This is a genomic window from Rhodococcus sp. NPDC058505 (genome assembly GCF_042720095.1).
Classification (GTDB): Bacteria; Actinomycetota; Actinomycetes; order Mycobacteriales; family Mycobacteriaceae; genus Rhodococcus_G.
Map to the genome: position 1 here is coordinate 97765 of NZ_JBHXNB010000001.1, position 16754 is coordinate 114518.

Annotated in this window: 19 protein-coding genes and 1 pseudogene; 14 read left to right on the plus strand and 6 right to left on the minus strand. The window is 72.7% G+C overall.

The genetic code is table 11. From position 1 onward, the window contains the following. Positions 1 to 3: 3 nt before the first annotated feature. The gene (locus ACFWPA_RS00450) at positions 4 to 1020 is read right to left on the minus strand and encodes an SDR family oxidoreductase (RefSeq protein WP_378569515.1); all 1017 of its coding nucleotides are present in this window, start codon (positions 1018 to 1020) and stop codon (positions 4 to 6) included. Positions 1021 to 1144: 124 nt separating this feature from the next. On the opposite strand from ACFWPA_RS00450, the pseudogene ACFWPA_RS00455 reads away from it, so the two are divergent. Together ACFWPA_RS00455 and ACFWPA_RS00460 are read left to right on the plus strand one after the other, a co-directional pair. After that, positions 1145 to 1294 (plus strand): annotated as a pseudogene (locus ACFWPA_RS00455) (Ku protein); the annotation flags it as partial. A gap of 99 nt (positions 1295 to 1393) precedes the next feature. After that, positions 1394 to 1663, plus strand: coding sequence for a Rho termination factor (locus ACFWPA_RS00460; RefSeq protein WP_378569517.1), 270 nt, complete (start codon positions 1394 to 1396; stop codon positions 1661 to 1663). A gap of 19 nt (positions 1664 to 1682) precedes the next feature. Here ACFWPA_RS00460 and ACFWPA_RS00465 read toward each other — a convergent pair whose 3' ends face one another. Further along, on the minus strand, positions 1683 to 2180 hold the full coding sequence (locus tag ACFWPA_RS00465) for a CinA family protein (RefSeq protein ID WP_378569375.1): 498 nt from the start codon (positions 2178 to 2180) through the stop codon (positions 1683 to 1685). An 87-nt stretch (positions 2181 to 2267) separates the two neighbouring features. Here ACFWPA_RS00465 and ACFWPA_RS00470 point away from each other — a divergent pair, with 87 nt between their 5' ends. The 3 genes from ACFWPA_RS00470 to ACFWPA_RS00480 are packed head-to-tail and all read left to right on the plus strand — an operon-like array spanning position 2268 to position 4228. Then, a complete protein-coding gene (locus tag ACFWPA_RS00470; protein ID WP_378569377.1) occupies positions 2268 to 3275 on the plus strand; it encodes an iron-containing redox enzyme family protein in 1008 nt (335 codons plus the stop codon). Positions 3276 to 3303: 28 nt separating this feature from the next. Next, positions 3304 to 4005: a methyltransferase gene (locus ACFWPA_RS00475; RefSeq protein WP_378569379.1), complete on the plus strand. Its 702-nt coding sequence runs from the start codon at positions 3304 to 3306 to the stop codon at positions 4003 to 4005. Continuing rightward, a complete protein-coding gene (locus ACFWPA_RS00480) occupies positions 3986 to 4228 on the plus strand; it encodes a CDGSH iron-sulfur domain-containing protein (protein ID WP_378569381.1) in 243 nt (80 codons plus the stop codon). Before ACFWPA_RS00475 ends, ACFWPA_RS00480 begins: the two co-directional genes overlap by 20 nt. A gap of 21 nt (positions 4229 to 4249) precedes the next feature. Here the strand turns inward: ACFWPA_RS00480 and ACFWPA_RS00485 are convergent, their stop codons facing one another. Then, entirely contained in the window at positions 4250 to 4957 is a 708-nt protein-coding gene (locus ACFWPA_RS00485; RefSeq protein ID WP_378569519.1) for a SigB/SigF/SigG family RNA polymerase sigma factor, read from the minus strand. Positions 4958 to 5031: 74 nt separating this feature from the next. After that, positions 5032 to 5445, minus strand: a complete 414-nt coding sequence (locus ACFWPA_RS00490; RefSeq protein ID WP_378569383.1) for an ATP-binding protein — start codon at positions 5443 to 5445, stop codon at positions 5032 to 5034. Positions 5446 to 5583: 138 nt separating this feature from the next. Between ACFWPA_RS00490 and ACFWPA_RS00495 the strand changes: the two genes are divergently transcribed. Beyond that, a complete protein-coding gene (locus ACFWPA_RS00495) occupies positions 5584 to 5757 on the plus strand; it encodes a hypothetical protein (RefSeq protein WP_378507182.1) in 174 nt (57 codons plus the stop codon). Here ACFWPA_RS00495 and ACFWPA_RS00500 read toward each other — a convergent pair. Next, positions 5741 to 6199 carry an ATP-binding protein gene (locus ACFWPA_RS00500; RefSeq protein ID WP_378507181.1) on the minus strand — a complete coding sequence of 153 codons (459 nt, stop codon included), beginning with the start codon at positions 6197 to 6199 and terminating at the stop codon, positions 5741 to 5743. The two genes, ACFWPA_RS00495 and ACFWPA_RS00500, sit on opposite strands and share 17 nt — an antisense overlap. Positions 6200 to 6466: 267 nt before the next feature. On the opposite strand from ACFWPA_RS00500, the gene ACFWPA_RS00505 reads away from it, so the two are divergent. Beyond that, positions 6467 to 7195, plus strand: coding sequence for a GAF and ANTAR domain-containing protein (locus ACFWPA_RS00505; RefSeq protein WP_378507180.1), 729 nt, complete (start codon positions 6467 to 6469; stop codon positions 7193 to 7195). Between the two features lie 93 nt (positions 7196 to 7288). Next, complete coding sequence (locus tag ACFWPA_RS00510) at positions 7289 to 8029, plus strand: GAF and ANTAR domain-containing protein (protein ID WP_378507179.1); 741 nt, start codon at positions 7289 to 7291, stop codon at positions 8027 to 8029. A 27-nt stretch (positions 8030 to 8056) separates the two neighbouring features. Here ACFWPA_RS00510 and ACFWPA_RS00515 read toward each other — a convergent pair whose 3' ends face one another. After that, positions 8057 to 10051: an alkaline phosphatase family protein gene (locus tag ACFWPA_RS00515; RefSeq protein ID WP_378569385.1), complete on the minus strand. Its 1995-nt coding sequence runs from the start codon at positions 10049 to 10051 to the stop codon at positions 8057 to 8059. A 94-nt stretch (positions 10052 to 10145) separates the two neighbouring features. Between ACFWPA_RS00515 and ACFWPA_RS00520 the strand changes: the two genes are divergently transcribed. The 6 genes from ACFWPA_RS00520 to ACFWPA_RS00545 all read left to right on the plus strand — a co-directional run bounded on the left by ACFWPA_RS00520 (position 10146) and on the right by ACFWPA_RS00545 (position 16753). Next, entirely contained in the window at positions 10146 to 11591 is a 1446-nt protein-coding gene (locus tag ACFWPA_RS00520) for a flavin-containing monooxygenase (protein ID WP_378507177.1), read from the plus strand. Continuing rightward, positions 11584 to 12381 carry an MBL fold metallo-hydrolase gene (locus ACFWPA_RS00525; RefSeq protein WP_378507176.1) on the plus strand — a complete coding sequence of 266 codons (798 nt, stop codon included), beginning with the start codon at positions 11584 to 11586 and terminating at the stop codon, positions 12379 to 12381. The genes ACFWPA_RS00520 and ACFWPA_RS00525 overlap by 8 nt, the downstream gene beginning before the upstream one ends. Positions 12382 to 12504: 123 nt before the next feature. Further along, on the plus strand, positions 12505 to 12858 hold the full coding sequence (locus ACFWPA_RS00530) for a chorismate mutase family protein (protein WP_378507175.1): 354 nt from the start codon (positions 12505 to 12507) through the stop codon (positions 12856 to 12858). Positions 12859 to 12867: 9 nt separating this feature from the next. Continuing rightward, on the plus strand, positions 12868 to 14943 hold the full coding sequence (gene pabB / locus ACFWPA_RS00535; RefSeq protein WP_378507174.1) for an aminodeoxychorismate synthase component I: 2076 nt from the start codon (positions 12868 to 12870) through the stop codon (positions 14941 to 14943). Further along, positions 14940 to 15812: a prephenate dehydrogenase dimerization domain-containing protein gene (locus ACFWPA_RS00540; RefSeq protein WP_378507173.1), complete on the plus strand. Its 873-nt coding sequence runs from the start codon at positions 14940 to 14942 to the stop codon at positions 15810 to 15812. Before pabB ends, ACFWPA_RS00540 begins: the two co-directional genes overlap by 4 nt. After that, the gene (locus ACFWPA_RS00545) at positions 15809 to 16753 is read left to right on the plus strand and encodes a diiron oxygenase (RefSeq protein WP_378507172.1); all 945 of its coding nucleotides are present in this window, start codon (positions 15809 to 15811) and stop codon (positions 16751 to 16753) included. The genes ACFWPA_RS00540 and ACFWPA_RS00545 overlap by 4 nt, the downstream gene beginning before the upstream one ends. Position 16754: the final 1 nt, after the last annotated feature.

Here is a 16754-nt window from a genome sequence, read left to right on the forward strand (position 1 = left end):
GCGTCAGCGCCTGCGGCGGACCCCGGCGAGCGCACCCGCGCCGCCCAGCACCGCCGCCGCCGCGGCCACCGCGCGATGGTGCTGCGACGCCCACAGTTGCGGGCACCGGGTGGTCGCGCGCGCGTCGAAGATCCCCGTCGCGCCGTGGTCACGTCCGTCCGGGCCGTCCGCGGGCTCCCACAGGTTCGTCGCCTGATCGTCCGGCCGGGGGGTGTCGGTCTGCTGGGAGTCGAAACCCGTTGCGGCGAGGTACCGGTCGAGCAGTCCGGGGACGATCGCGTTCGCGAGCAGCGTGCCGACGGTGCTGCCCCCCACCCAGTACTCGCGCCTGCGCGGGTGGTCGGCGGCGAACAGCACCGCCCGCGCCGCGACGGCGGGCTGATAGATCGGGGGCACCGGCTGCGGGTGGTGCGGGAGGCGCGAGAGCACCCAGGAGAACTGGGGGGTGTTCACCGCGGGCAGCTGCACCATCGTGGTGCGGACGGCGCTGCCGTCGTGGAGCAGTTCGCAGCGCACCGACTCGGTGAAGCCCTGGATGGCGTGCTTCGCGCCGCAGTACGCGGACTGCAACGGGATGCCCCGGTAGGCCAGGGCCGAGCCGACCTGCACGACGACACCATGGTTGCGTGGGCGCATCCGTGCGAGCGCCGCCATCGTCGAGTACACGTAGCCGAGGTAGCTCACCTGCGTCACCCTGGCGAATTCGGCGGGCGTGATCCGGTCGAACGGGGCGAACACCGACGCGAACGCCGCGTTCACCCACACGTCGATCGGTCCGAGCTCGGCCTCGGCGTCCCCCGCGGCGGCGTCGACCTCCACCGGGTCCGCGACGTCGACGGCGAGGGGGAAGGCGGTGCCCCCCGCCGCGTTCACGTCGTCGGCCGCGCCACGCAGCCCCTCGGTCCCGCGCGCGAGAAGCGCCACCGCAGCCCCTCGCGCCGCGAATGCGGTTGCCGTGGCGCGCCCGACGCCCGCACTGGCGCCGGTGACGACGACGACCCTCGGATGATCCCCATGAATCACTGCGACTGACCTCCCTGAACGTGGTGGACGCGTTGCCGATCCGCATGCCCGCATGCGGCGGTCGCGAAACCCGCCGCGTTTCCCGGCGCCATGTGGTGGGTAGCCGACGGGCATGCGTTCGATGTGGAAGGGAACGGTGGCGTTCGGATTGGTCGCGATTCCGGTCCGCCTGTACGCGGCGACCGAGAACCGGAACCTGACGCTGCATCAGGTGCACGTCCGGGACGGAAGCCGTATCCAGCATTGCCGGTTCTGCGCGGCCGAGGACGCGGAGGTCCCCTATGCCGGACTTCGCGTTCCTCGACACCGATCCGCCGCAGGTCACGGCGAAGGAGATAACGAGACCGACGACAGTGAAGGAGGGAGCACGATGCCGAGGAAGGGATCGGATCCGCATCTGAAGGATCAGGAACTGTACGAGGACCTGCGGGACCGGGGTGACTCGAAGGAGAAGGCCGCTCGAATCTCCAACGCGGCCGCGGCCCGGGGGCGCAGCGCCGTCGGCCGCAAGGGCGGTGCCGGGCAGTCCTACGAGGACCGTACCGTTCCGGAATTGCGCAAGCGTGCCAAGGAAATCGGGCTGACCGGATACTCGCCGATGAACAAGAAGACGTTGATCGACGCGCTGCGGAATCATTGACCGGTCACCCGGCCGCCGGTCACCGGGCGGGGTCGACGACGCGGGCGGTGAGCAGGTCAACGGCGCGTGCCACGGTGGCCTCGACGACGCGGGCGGGGTCGCCGTCGAAGTGTCGTTCCTCCACCGTGGTCCGACCCGCGCCCGCGACTGCGAACCAGACGGTGCCGACCGGGCGGCCGTCCTGTTCGGTGGGCCCGCCGACCCCGGTCACCGCGACGGTGATGTCGGCGCCGAGCAGTGCGGCGGCCGAGTCCGCCATCATCCGGGCCGCCTCGGCGCACACCACCGGGCCTGCGGGGACGCGGAGCAGCCCGTGCTTGACCTCGCGTGCGTAGGCGACGATGCCGCCCCGGAACCAGCTCGCCGCGTCCGGGGCGGCGCCGAGCGCGGACGCGACCCGGCCCGAGGTGAGCGATTCGGCGCAACCGACGGTGAGGCCGCGCGCGAGCGCGGCCTCCGCGAGTCGCGAACACACCTCGGTGGTGTGTGCGGGGTGCGGCGGCGGTCGGTGCCTCATGAGCGGTGGACTACCCGGTCCGGGCCGATGCCACACCGGGTGCGGCAGGCGGGTTTGCCGGGGTCGGGTGCGGGGCATCCCGGTCGGATGGGTGACAACGACGACGACGGCTCGGCGCGGTTGCCGATGCCGCGCGGCCCGCTGTCCTGTGCGGTCGTGTCCGTCCTGCGCGGAGGCCCGGCCGGGTCGATGGGGAGGCCACCGGACCCCGAGCACGCGGACCCGCTCGGTGGGGACCTGCAGTTGGCGCTGCAGGTGTGCTACGAGGTGCACTATCGCGGTTTCGTCGGCGTCGACCCCGACTGGGAGTGGGATCCGAACCTGCTCGGGGTGCGGGCGGCGATGGAGCGGCGGTTCCTGGACCGGCTGCATGCCGCGCTGCCCGGCGGCACCGACGCCGACGCCACGCTCGCCGAGGTCGCCGCGGACGGTGTCGACGACGGGTCCGTCGCGGCGCACCTGCGGGACACCGGGACGTGGCAGCAGATGCGTGAGTACTTCGCGCACCGGTCGATCTACCACCTCAAGGAGGCCGACCCGCTGGTGTGGGCCGTGCCCCGGCTGCGGGGCGCGCCGAAATGCGCGTTCGTCGCCGTCGAATTCGACGAGTTCGGTGCGGGCAGGCCGGGACACATGCATTCGAGGCTGTTTGAGGATCTGCTCCGCGCCGCCGATCTCGACCATCGCTACCTCGGCTACCTGGACGATGTGCCCCCCGAGACCCTGGCAACGGTCAATCTGGTGACGCTGTTCGGGTTGCGGCGCAGCCTGCGGGGCGCGCTCGTCGGGCATTTCGCGACGGCGGAGACGACGACCCCACCGAGCGCCCGGGCGCTGGTGCAGGCGCTGCAACGGATGGATGCGCCGCCCGCATGCACCCGCTTCTACGCCGAGCACGTCGAGGCCGACGCGGTGCACGAGCAGGTGCTGCGCCACGACGTGGTCGGGGCGCTGCTCGACGACGAGCCTGCGCTGGCGTCCGACGTGGTGTTCGGGGTCCAGGCCACGCAGCTGCTCGAGTCCAGGCTCGCCGAGCACCTGCTGCACTGCTGGCGCGGGGGGACGAGTTCCCTGCTGCCGGTGCATGAGACATGAGCCGGCGAGAGAGGGCGAGGACAGGCGGATGACAGTGCGCAACGGCCCCCGGCCGGACACCGTTCGGCCCGGCCCCGACCGGATCGTGCGCCTGCCCGGCGTGTACCGGCCGCAGGAGGACACCCACCTGTTGTGTGCGGCGCTCGCGTCACTCACCCTCCCCCGCGGATCCCGCGTCCTGGACTACTGCACGGGATCCGGCGCGGTCGCGGTGGCCGCCGCGAGGCGCGGTGCCGACCGGGTCGTCGCCGTCGACGTCTCGGTGCGGGCGGCGGTGTCGGCGTGGACCAACGCCCGCCTGCGGCGGCTACCGATCGAGGTGCGCCGCGGCGGTCTCGACGTCGCCCGCCGCTGCGGGCCGTACGACGTCGTGCTGGCGAACCCGCCCTACGTCCCGGTCGGCGCCGGGGACTCCGCGCGCCGGTCGGGCTGCTGGGATGCGGGCCCGGACGGCAGGGGCGTCGTCGGGCCGCTGTGCCGGGAGGCCCGGGCGCTGCTGCGGCCCGGCGGCGTGCTGCTGATCGTGCACTCCGAGGTCACCGACCCCGAGCGGACGCTCGCCGAACTGCGAGCCAACGGGGTGCGCGCGGGCCGGGTGCGGCGGGCGCTGATTCCGTTCGGGCCGGTGATGCGCAGCAGGGCGGCGGCGCTGACCGCGCACGGGCTCATCGCGGCGGGACAGGCCTGGGAAGAGGTGGTGGTGATTCGTGGTGACCGGCCAGCGGGATGACCCGCCCGAATGGAACTCGCCGGAGGCGGAGGTGCTCCGGCGCGTGCCGGGCGGCCCGGTGCTGGTGCGGGGTCCGGTGCGGATCACAACCGACGACGGCCGGGTCGTGGTGGCGGACCGGTTCGTCGTCGCCGTGTGCCGCTGCCTGCGCAGTTCGATCCACCCGCTCTGCGACACCAGCCATCGGGCGCTCGCGCCCCGCTGGCGCGACGCCGGAGGCTGATATCGCGTGCCCTGCGAATGATCAGTCGTCGGACAGGTCGGCACGAAGGTCGGCGAGGGTGCGGGCCAGCAGGCGGGAGACGTGCATCTGCGAGATCCCCAGCCGCTCCGCGATCTGCGTCTGGGTCAGTCCGCTGACGAAGCGGAGCACGAGGATGGTGCGTTCCCGTTCGGGGAGTCTGTTCACGGCAGGCGCGATCGTGACGAGTCCCTCGACGTTCTCGAGCGCGTCGTCGTCCTCGCCGAGGGCGTCGAGCAGCGGGGCCTCGGCGTCGCCGTCCCTGGCGCCCGCGTCGATCGACACCGTCTGGTAGGCGGAGCCGGCCAGGAGACCCTCCGCCACCTCGACCGGGTCAACGCCGATCTCCCGCGCGATCTCGCCCGCAGACGGGGACCGGCCGAGGGTCTGCGACAGGGTTTCCACGGCGCGCGCGATCGCGAGGTGCAGGTCCTTCAGCTTCCGCGGCACCCGCATCGACCAGCCGGCGTCCCGGAAGTGGTGCCGGATCTCCCCCATGATCGTGGGGACCGCGAAGGCGATGAAGTCCGTCCCCCGGTCGACGTCGAAGCGGTCGACGGCGCTGAGCAGGCCGAGTCGCGCCACCTGGATCAGGTCGTCCTGCGCTTCGCCCCGGCCGCGGAAGCGCCGGGCGATGTGTTCGGCCAGCGGCAGTGCGCGAGTGATGATCTCGTCGCGGACGGCGCTCGCCTGCTCCGGGTCCCGGCGCATCCGCTCGAACAGGTCGGCCAGGTCGTCGTAGGAGTCGGATGGGTTCGGGTCGCGTCCGCGGCCGGCGACCTCCACTAGGCGTCGCCACCCCTCGACCGGACGAACTCGACGCGGGTGCGGAACCCGCCCTCCGCGAGCGGTTCCCGCGTCACGTCGATCGCATCGGTGATCGCGCGCAGCACGTGCCATACGAAGCCGCGCTCGTCGGGATGGCGGTTCGACGCGGTGTCGGTCCACGCCCGCACTCGGAGCGCACCGGCGGTGGAGTGCAACCGGCAGCTCAGGTCGGCCCCGGGGAGCGCGTCCCCGATCAGGGCCGAGCACACCTCGTCGACCGCCAACTTCACGTCGGCCGCATCGTCGAGGGTGAACCCTCCGAGCAGGGCGACGGTTTCAGCCATCGCACGCAGCACCGGCAGCTCCCCCAGATCGGCGCGGACCCGCACCTCGACCGGGTATCGCGGCACCACCGCACCCGGCCGTGTCACGTCACCTTTCGACATCCGTACCCCCGTCGCTGCAGGTGGACTGTGGTCGCGCCAAGGCTACCGCCGCGGAGGTCGTCGGTCGTGGGCGCTGACGGGTCCGGGGTGGCGCCGACCCGCGGGCAGGTCCACGATCGGGTGGTGGCTACCGATCAGGGACCAGACGAGCAGGCCGACCAGCCGACCGGCCGCGGGGAGAACGCCGACCGGCGGGTCAACGACAGCTGGCCGCACCTGCTGCGGCTCGGAGCGCTGGTGATCGGGTTCGTGATCGTCGGGTTGCTGCTGATCGCGTGGCTCAACCAGATGGCGTGACGAACGGCGGGGTCGGCGGACCGCCGCCGTCCCCGGTCTTGACGAATCCGACGTCGGTGCGAAACCCGTTGGGGTCGAGTGGATATCGATGCGCACTGAGGTTGTCGGTGAGGGTGCGCAGCACGTGCCAGCCAAAGGTGCGTTCGTCGGGATGGTGATCGGTCGCGGTGTCCGTCGACACGCCGACGCGCAGCGCGCCGACGGTGGGGGTGAGTCGGCACACCAGTTCGGCGCCGGGAAGGGCGTCCCGGATCAGCACCGAGCACACCTCGTCCACCGCCAGCGTCACGTCCGACACCTCGTCGAGGGTGAAGTCGCCGAGCAGCGCCACGGCTTCGGTGACCGCACGCAGCAGCGGTAGTTCCTCGAAGCCGCCACCCACCCGGACCTCCACGGACGCGGTGGTCCACCTTCCGGTTCGTACCGGGCCGTTCGCCGGCATGCCGCCACCCTCACCTCGATGCGCGGAGCGGTGCGTCCCCTCGGCGAGAACCGCTCCCCTGACGTGCCGCGACGCTTCGATGGGGCGTACCCGGGTGGGGCGGCCGATAAACCCGATGTGCTGCCGGCCAGGCGAGGCGCCGAACGGATGCGGGTTCGGTAGCCTCGATGCCGGGAGTGTCCCACGGTCGGCTCGCTTCGGACCGACACGACGGAGGTGCGCGATGCCTGTGGTCGCCGCACCGCAACGGCCGCCGGTCGGCCTCCGGTGACCGCCCCCGGAAGCCGGAACCCGGTCGCGGCGATCCGCGACTCGCTGACCGCGGCGCTGCGCGCGCGGGTCGATCCGTTGCAGGCGCTGCTCCGTACCTGTTCCGACTGCCTCGACGTCCTCGCGGTGGACGGGATGTCGGTGGTGATGACCACCGCTGCCGGGCATCGTCAGACGTTGTATGCGAGCGATCCGCTGGCCGCGGAAATCGAGGCGCTGCAATTCTCGCTCGGGGAGGGCCCGAGCCTGGAATCAGTCCGGGCCAGGGGGCCGGTTCTGGTGCCCGACCTGGCGGCGCGGACCGCCGGGGGGTGGCCGGTGTTCGCAGGCGAGGTCGGCGCGCTCCCGGTCGCGGCCATCTTCGCGTTCCCGCTGCAATCCGGTGCGCTCGTTCTTGGATCGATGGACCTGTACCGCACCGCCGCTGGGTGGCTGGACACCGACGAACTGGCGGTCGCGCTGCAGGTGGTCGACGTCATCACCCTCGCGGTGCTCGGGCTCGGCACCGAACCGGGGATGCCGGAACACCATTGGTTCGCTGACATGTCGCACAACACCGACGTCGTCCATCAAGCCACCGGAATGCTCGTCGCCCGGTATCAGATCTCGGTTGGCGCGGCGTTGGCGCGGCTGCGCGGCTACGCCTTCGCCAACGGCCGCCTCGTCGAGGCGGTCGCCCGTGACGTCACCACCCGTCAACTGAACCTTGAGGACATGGATACGTGACCATTCGACCAGCACCGACCCCCACGAACCCGACTACGCTGGGATTCGGGGCGCAGCGAGGCATGTGCACCGGCAAAGCGGCAGGAGATGACAATGCCTTCCAGTGCTGACCGGGAGTCGCGGTTGGTCCACGCCTTTGTGGAAATGGCGGACACGCTCGTCGACGACTACGACATCGCCGACATTCTGCACCAGCTGGTCAACCACTGCGTCGACCTGCTCGACGCCGCAGCCGCGGGACTGCTGCTCTCGGATCAGCGCGGTGGCCTGCAGGTGCTCGCGTGCTCGTCGGAGCGGACGCGGCTGCTCGAACTTTTCCAGATCCAGGTCGACGAGGGCCCCTGCCTGGAGGCGTTCTCCACCGGCGAGGTGGTCGCGGCGAGGGACCTGACGACGGAGATCGAGCGGTGGCCGCGCTTCGCGCCCGAGGCTGTCGCCCAGGGCTTCCGGTCGGTGCACGCGCTGCCGCTGCGGTTGCGGCAGCAGACGATTGGTGCGTTGAACCTGTTCGGCACGCAGCCGGGGAGGTTGTCGGAGCAGGACATCCAGGTTGCCCGCGCGCTCGCCGACACCGCGACGATCGGGATCTTGCAGGAGCGGGCGCTGCGACGTGCGGAGATCCTCACCGAGCAGCTACAGACCGCGCTGAACAACCGGGTGACGATCGAGCAGGCGAAGGGCATCCTCGCGCAGGCCGGTGGCCTCGACATGGGACAGGCGTTCGACGTGCTCCGCGACCACAGTCGCAGCACGAGCAGCCGGCTCTCCGACGTCGCACACGCGGTGGTGACCGGGGAGATGCCGCCTGCGACGTTGCTGACGGCCCGTCTCTGATCTGATCGCAGGTTCGATGCGACACCCTCACCGGCGACCCAGGTCGCGCCACCCGGCGAGCACCGCGTGGACGGCTTCGGCGCCCTGCAGCGGCTGTGGCGGCGCGGGCAGGTCCGCCGGGTACAGCAGGAAGGGCACGGTCTGCGGCCCGCCGAGCCCGCCGTGCGACCCGACCTGCTCCTCGAACGCGGCGACCTCCCCGATGTCCGGTCGGTAGCGGCCGCCGATCATCAGGTCGGCGACGTTGTCGAAGCCGTCGGTGCGGCGGATCCGGTCCAGCGTGCCGGGGCCGAACCCGGCCAGCGGATCCTCCCCGGTCACCACGCCCTCCCGGACATCGACGCTGCCCGCGGGTCCGAGGACGACGGACCCGCCGTGGTCCCGGGCGACGAGGACGAACCCGATGCCGGGGTGTGCGGTCAGGGCGGGCAGCAGTCCCGGATGGTGGGCGTCGATCCATGCGCGGGTCGCCCGGCCGGGGGTCTGCGGGAAGCTGACCAGTCCGAGGTTCCCGGAGGCGAGCACCACCGGCGTCCGCGGGTCCCCCGCCGTGCTGGCCGCCGGAGCGGGCATCCGCAGGCTGGCCTGCACGTAGCCGAGCCCCTCCGCGCCGCGGCCGGTCGCGCCCATCGCGCCCGGCTGCGGCGCGGTGCCCGGCTGCCCGCACGCCGCCAGCACCACCTCCTCGAGGGTTGCGCCGTGGCGCTGCCTGAACGTCGGGCCCTGGCTCTGCCCGTGGTCGGACAGCACCACGATCCGGTAGGGGCGGGCGGCCTGCGCGGCGACGGCGACGATCATGCCGATCTCGGCGTCGAGTTTGCGGAGCACGGCGAGGGTTTCGGGCCGTTCGACGCCGGAGTGGTGCGACACCTCGTCGTACCCGACCAGGTCGACGTACACCGGGCTGCGGCCCGCGATGAGGTCGCCGATGACGGCGGCGACCACGACGTCGGTCTCGACGACGGTGGTGAACGCGCGGACCAGGGGGTACAGGCCGCCGCGCCGGATCCGCGGGGTCACCTCGTCGCGGCGCTGCCGGTGCGCCTGCCGGACCTCGCGGACCGCCTCCGCGACCAACCGGATGGTGGTGCGGGCCGCGCTCGCGGGGTCGGCGAAGTAGTGGGCGTAGCCGGTGGCGCCGCCGCCCATTCGGGCGCCCCGCATCCGGCTGACGACGAGCACGTTGTCGTCGGCGCCGCCGGTGAAGAGGTTGCCGCGGCTGGCGCCGCCGGCGAGCAGCCCGCCGCGGTGCGCCCGTTCCACCTCGCGGGCGGCGTTGTCGGCGGGGTTGCTGAACACCGCGACGGCATCCCGGGTCTTGTCGTACCACCGGAACGCGGGCACGTTGTGGTTGTCGCCGTACAGGATTCCGAGTTGGCTCGCCCCGGTCTGGCTGCTCCAGTCGGTGTGCCAGGGCACCAGACGGTGGGTGCGCTGGTGCACCAGGGCGGCCAGGTGGGGTACGACACCGTCGCGGATCGCGCGCCGCAGGACGCCGTGCCCGAGGCCGTCGATCTGGATGCACAGCAGCCCGGGATCGTCGGTGCCGGTGGCGGGCGGTCCGCTGCGCCGCAGCCGGGATCGTTGGCGCCGCACCAGCATCATCCGGTAGGTGTCGTCGCGGCGGGAGGCGAGGGCGCCCGCGACGACGGACCCGACGAGGGACAGCACCACGGACAGCGCAAGCAGGTCGCGGGCGCGGTCCACGGTGGCGAGCGGGACCAGCCACACCGCGATCACCATCAGCAGCCAGTTGCCCGCGAATGCGCCGATGAACAGCAGCGCTGGCCCGACCCACAGCATCGCCCGCACCAGGATCGGCCACAGGATCACCGACAGCGCACCGAACACCAGGGCGAGCAGCAGCGCCGCGGGCACGGTCGAGAGGGGGCCGCCGCCGGGCACCGCGTGGAGGCGGACACCCGGCAGCGCGAGGTCCGTGAGCACCAACGCCAGCGCGGAGATCAGCCACAGCACCGCGAATTCGGTGGCGGATCGGGCCGCGGACCGCACAGCACGCATCGACGGACCTCCTTCTTCGTCGGATCGTAGGCGGGCGGGCCGGTGCTACCGTCGAGGCACGACGAATGCCCGCACCCGGAAAGGGTGAATTGCGATGGCGATCGAACACGTCGACGTGCTGATCGTGGGTGCCGGTCTGTCCGGTGTCGGGGCGGCCTGCCATCTGCGGCGGGACCGGCCGGGAACCTCGGTGGCGGTGCTGGAGGCGCGGGACCGGATCGGCGGCACCTGGGACCTGTTCCGGTATCCCGGGGTGCGCTCGGACTCCGACATGTACACCCTCGGCTACTCGTTCCGGCCGTGGACCGATGCGATGGCGATCGCCGACGGCGCCGCCATCCTCGACTACGTCCGGGAGACGGCGGCGGAGTACGACGTACAGGAGTGGATCCGGTTCGGGCACCGGGTGGTTGCGGCCCGGTGGGACTCGGCGACGGCCCGCTGGACGGTCACCGCGGACCACCACGGCCCGGTGGAGTTCACCTGCGGGTTCCTGTTCGTGTGCAGCGGCTACTACGACTACCGCGGCGGGTATCGTCCGCGGTTCCCCGGCATGGACGGGTTCCGGGGCGCGGTCGCGGACCCGCAGCACTGGGACGAGACGCTCGACTACACCGGCAAGCGGGTGGTGGTCATCGGCAGCGGCGCGACCGCGGTGACGCTGGTGCCCGCGATGGCGGCGAGGGCGGCGCACGTGACGATGCTGCAGCGCTCCCCCAGCTACGTGCTGTCGTTGCCCGCGCGGGACACGCTGGCGCGGCGGCTGCGGACGGTGCTGCCGGACAGGTGGGTCTACCCGCTGATCCGGTGGAAGAACGTGCTGCGGATGGCGGTGTTCTACGAGCTGAGCAGGCGCAGGCCGGAGGTGGTGAAGGGGCTGCTGCGCAGGGGGGTGCGGTCGGCGCTCGGACCCGGCTTCGACCTGCGGCACTTCACGCCGCGATACGACCCGTGGGATCAGCGGATGTGCTTCGTCCCGGACGGGGACCTGTTCGCGGCCCTCCGGTCGGGGTCGGCGTCGGTGGTCACCGACACCGTCAAGTCGTTCACCGAGACTGGGATCCGGCTGGGGTCGGGTGCGGAGCTGCCCGCGGACGTGGTGGTGACCGCGACCGGGCTCGACCTGTTGCCGCTCGGCGGCCTCACCCTGACCGTCGACGGGGCGGAGGTGGCGTTGTCGTCGACGGTGGCCTACAAGGGCATGATGATCGGCGGGGTGCCCAACCTGGCGTTCTGCATCGGGTACACCAACGCGTCGTGGACCCTCAAATGCGATCTGACGGCCACCTACGTCTGCCGGCTGCTGGCCCACATGAGTGAGCACGGGTATCGGCGCTGCACGCCCGGCACCGGGGATCCCGCGATGCGGCGCCTGCCCGCGATCGACTTCAGCTCCGGGTACATCCGGCGCGGCATCGACCGGTTCCCCCGCCAGGGCGACCGCGCGCCGTGGCGGCTGCACCAGAACTATCCGCTCGACGTGCTGGCGTTGCGGTACGGCCCGGTGACAGACGAGGCGATGGTGTTTTCGCGTGACTGACCGCGCGGCGGGAGCGTCCGCGCGCGGTCCGTCGGCCGCGGTCCGGTGGGTCGGGCACGCGACGGTCCTGCTCGAGGACGGGCCGACGACGCTGCTGACCGACCCGGTGCTCACCTCCCGCGTCGGGCATCTGCGGCGGCGCCGCGGACCGGACCCGCTGCGCGGGGCGGATCCCCCGACCCGGCCGGACGCGGTGCTGCTCTCCCACCTGCACGCCGACCACACCCACGTTCCGTCGCTGCGGCTGCTCGACGGGCGGGTCCCGATCGTGGTGCCGCGCGGGGCGGTGGACGCGTTTGCCGGACTGCGCCGATTCGGGGATCGGCTGGTCGAGTTGGCGCCGGGCGAGCAGGCGACGGTGGGCACGGTCACGGTGCGGGCGGTGCCCGCCGACCACGACGGGCGGCGGTGGCCGCGGGGTCCGCGGGTCCGGGCGGTCGGGTACGTGATCGAGGGGGCGGTGACCACCTATTTTGCCGGCGACACCGCGCTCGATCCGGGGATCGCGGCGTGGGTGCCCGCCTGCGATCTCGCGCTGCTGCCGGTGGGCGGGTGGGGGCCGAATCTCGGTCCGGGACATCTGGATCCGGCGTCGGCGTCCCGGGCGGCGCGGCTGGTGTCCGCGGCGTTGACGGTGCCGGTGCACTTCGGGACGCTGTGGCCGATCGGGATGGACGCGGTTCGGCCGCGCCGGTTCACCGAGCCGGGCGGCGACCTGGTCCGCCGGGTCGCCGCCGAGGGCATGAGGGCGGTGGAGTTGGCGCCGGGGCAGCGCCTGCGGGTGCGGTGACCGCGCGCAGGGTTTGCGAATCGTGACCTGGGGGTAACCGGCTCGGGCCGCGGCCACCGGGAAACGGTGGCAGCATCGAACTGGTCGGGAATCTGTTTCGGACAGCGCAAGGTGGTACCGAGCATGAGTGATTCGGCCGGTGTGAATGCTCGTCCCGGAGACGGTGAGCTGGCGGGCCTGCGGGCCGAACTGGACGGCGTCGACGACCGACTCCTCGACACGATCCGGGAGCGAATCGAGATCTGCACCCGGATCGCCCTGGTGAAACGGCGGCATTCGATCCCGGTGGTGCAGCCGCACCGGATGGGGGCGGTGCACGAGCACGCGCGCAGCTACGCAGCGCGCCACGACCTGTCGCCCCAGTTTCTTCGAGCGGTGTACGACCTGCTGATCGCGGAGACCTGCCGGGTCGAGGACCGGGTGATCGCCGAGGCGGCACCCGGCTCGGTCCTGGTGCCGGAGTCCGATCGGGACTGAGGGGGCGCGATGCGGACCTTGCTGATCGACAACTACGACTCGTTCACCTACAACCTCTACGCGCTGCTGGCCGAGGTGAACGGGCAACCGCCGACGGTGCTCACAAACGACGCGTCCTGGGCGTCGGTGCGGCTGTCGGACTTCGACAATGTGGTGATCTCGCCGGGGCCGGGCCGGCCGGACCGATTCCGGGACTTCGGGATCAGCGCGCAGGCGCTGCGGGAGAGCGGCCTGCCGGTGCTCGGGGTGTGCCTCGGGCATCAGGGGCTGGTGCACCTGTTCGGGGGGCGGGTGATCGCGGCGCCGGAGCCGCGGCACGGGCGGATCAGCGTGATCCGGCACGACGGTAGCGACCTGTTCGCTGGCCTCCCGTCGCCGTTCCGTGCGGTGCGCTACCACTCGTTGGCGGCGGTCGACCTGCCGCCGGACCTCGCGCCGACGGCGTGGGCGGAGGACGGCGTGCTGATGGGCGTGCGGCACCGGGAGCGACCGCTGTGGGGGGTGCAGTTCCATCCGGAGTCGATCTGCACCGAGCACGGACGCGCCCTGCTCGGCAACTTCGCGGCGCTGACACCGATCCGGTCGCGGCCGCCAGCCCGCCCGCCCGATCCCGAGCCCGCCGCCGCGGTGCCCGATCACCGGTACCGGGTGCGCAGCGTCCGCGTCGACCGGGCCGTCGACGCGGAGGCGCTGTACGCGCGGCTCTTCGCGGCGGGGCCCAACGGATTCTGGCTCGACGGGTCCGCCGCGGCCTCCGCCGACGGCCGGTTCTCCGTGCTGGGCGATGCCTCCGGACCGCGCGCCGAGTACGTCACCTACCGGGTGACGGAAACGACGGTGCGGGTGCATCGTTCGGACGGATCGACGGAGGAGGTGCGGAGCACCCTGTTCGACTACCTCGAGGAGCAGTTGCGGGTGCGCGCGGTCCCGCCCCGGTCGGACCTGCCGTTCGGCTTCTGCCTCGGCTACGTCGGCTATCTCGGGTACGAGCTGAAGGCCGACACCTGCGGTCAGCTGGCGCACGCCTCCGAACGGGACGACGCCGCCGTCGTGTTCGCGGACCGGGCGGTGGTCGTCGACCACGACGGTGGGTGCGTGCACCTGCTGGCCCTCGACGACGGGACCGCCGACCCCGACACCGACCGCTGGCTGCGGAAGACGGCCGCGACCGTCGTCGACGTCGCCGACGGCGGCGGTGCGGGCGGTGCCCCCGCGGCCGCTCCCCCGCTGGTGCCCGCGGCCGCGGACGTGCCGATCGTGTTCCGGCACGACCGGGACACCTACCTGCGGTTGATCGAGCAGTGCATGTCGGAGATCCGGTCCGGCGAGACGTACGAGGTGTGCCTGACCAACGCGGCGACCGTGCACCGCGCCCTCGACCCGCTGGCCGGGTACTCGTGCCTGCGGGAGATCAGCCCCATGCCGTACGGGGCGTTGCTGCAGTTCGCGGGCGCGTCCGTGCTCAGCGCGTCCCCGGAACGCTTCCTGCGGGTGCGGGCGGACCGGACGGTGGAGTCGAAACCGATCAAGGGCACCCGCCCCCGCTCGGCCGACCCGGACCTGGATCGCGCGCTGCGCCGCGACCTGCTGCTCAGCGAGAAGGACCGGGCCGAGAACCTGATGATCGTCGACCTGGTTCGCAACGACCTGTCCCGGGTGTGTGTTCCGGGGTCGGTGCACGTGCCGTCGCTGTTCGACGTCGAGACGTACACCCCGGTGCATCAGCTGGTGTCGACGGTGCGCGGCACCCTGCGCGCGGGGACGTCGACGGTGGCGTGCGTGCGGGCCGCGTTCCCCGGCGGGTCGATGACCGGGGCGCCGAAGGTGCGGACGATGGAGATCATCGACAAGCTCGAGGCGGGCCCGCGCGGGGTGTACTCCGGTGCGATCGGCTACTTCTCGCTGTCCGGGACCGCGGACTTCTCGATCGTGATCCGCACGATGGTCGCCGCGGGCGCGACGGTGACGTTCGGGGTCGGCGGCGCGATCGTCGCGCTGTCGGACCCGGAGGACGAGTTCGAGGAGACGATGGTGAAGGCGCTGTCGATGCGGCGGTGCCTGTCCGTGGCCGGCGAGGGGCCGTGACCGGTCCGGCCGCGGGCAGGACCGTGGTCGTCGCCGGCGGTGCGGGTGCGGTCGGGGCGCTGCTGGCGCGCTCGTGGACCGGGGACGGCGCGTCGGTGGTCGCGGTCGACGTCCGGGACGGTCCCGGCGGCGACATCCGTCGCCCGCCGCCACCGGTGCAGCGGCTGATCCGCTCGGCGGACGTGCTGGTCCTCGCGGTCCCGGAGGGGGTGGCGCTGGCGGCGGCCGCATCGGTGGCCCCGCTGCTGCGGCCCGGGTCGGTGCTGGTGGAGACCCTGTCGGTGAAGTCCCGGTTCGCCGACCGGGTCGATTCCCTCCCCTGGGGCGACGGGGTCGCGGTGCTCGGGATCAACCCGATGTTCGCGCCGTCGTTGGCGATGCCGGGACGCCCGGTCGCGGCCGTGATCCACCGCGGCGGCGGCGCGGCGGACACGGTGCTCGCGGAGCTGCGGTCGTGGGGCGCGCGGGTGCGGCCGACGACCGCGGACCGGCACGATCGGGTGTGCGCGGCGATGCAGGCCCTCACCCACGCCGCGGTGCTCTCGTTCGGGTTGGCGCTGGCCGACCTCGGGGTGGACGCCGACGAGACGGCCGCGTTGGCGCCGCCGCCGTTCGCGGTGCTGTCGGCGCTGCTCGCGCGGATCACCGGCGGCACCGCAGAGGTGTACCGGGACGTGCAGGTCGCGAACCCGGGCGCGGCGGCGGCGCGGGAGGCGTTGGCGCGGGCGGTGTCCCGGCTGTCGGCCGCCGCGGCGGCCGACCCGGGCGACTTCGCCGGCCTGCTCGCCGACGCGGGCGCACCCCTCGCCGACCACGCCGCCGGGTACGCCGACCTGTGCGCGCGCCTGTTCGAGGGGACGGTCCGATGACCGGCAGGCTGCCCGCCCACGATCCGGCCGATCCGGTGGAGACGGCGGTGATCCGCGGCCTGGTCCGGAGCTGGCCGCGGCGGGCGACGGTGCGGCGCACCGAACCCGACCTGGACGGGCCGACGATGGACGACCTGTTCGACCCGGCCCGCGCCGACTACCCGGCGGCGCTGCTGCCGTTCACCGGGCATCCGGTGTACGAGGGGCTCGACGGGACCGCGCGGGCCCGGATCCGGTCGTGGGCGTGGATCGCCTACAACAAGAACGTGATGGACGTCGAGCAGGACGTGGTGACACCGGGTTTCGGGTTGCTGTTCCGGGATGCGTTCGGCACCGGCCTGTCCGACACGGCGCGGGCATCGGTGCTGCAGGCGATGGTCGACGAGGAATATCACACGCTGATGCACCTGAACGGGTCCGCGCTGGTCCGGCGCAGGCGCGGATGGCCGCTCCCGGACGCGGCGCTCCCCGACGCGCTGCTGGTGCGCAGGCACCGGGACGCGGTCGCCGCGGCGGACACGCCCCGCGCCGCCGCGTTGACCACGCTGGCGTACGCGACGGTCGCGGAGACGTCGATCGGCGACTACCTGGCGTTGATTGCCGACGACGACACGGTCCAGCCGGTGCACCGGGCGACCATCGCGCTGCACCGCCGCGACGAGTGCGCGCACGCGTCGGTGGCGGCGGAGCTGCTCGTGCTGGTGCACGCGGGGCTCGACGCCCGCGACCGGGGCACGCTGATCGCGGCGCTGCGCGCCGGTGTCGACGCGTTCACCGCCACCGACCTGTCGGTGTGGTCGGCGATCCTGCACGCCGAGAACGTGACCGGCGCCGACGCGATGCTGCGCGAGGTCGCCGCCGACCCCGACCGGCGCCGATTCCTGCAGGACTGCACCGCGATTGACCGCCTGCTTGACCGGTTCGCCGTGCCAGGTCCGTGAT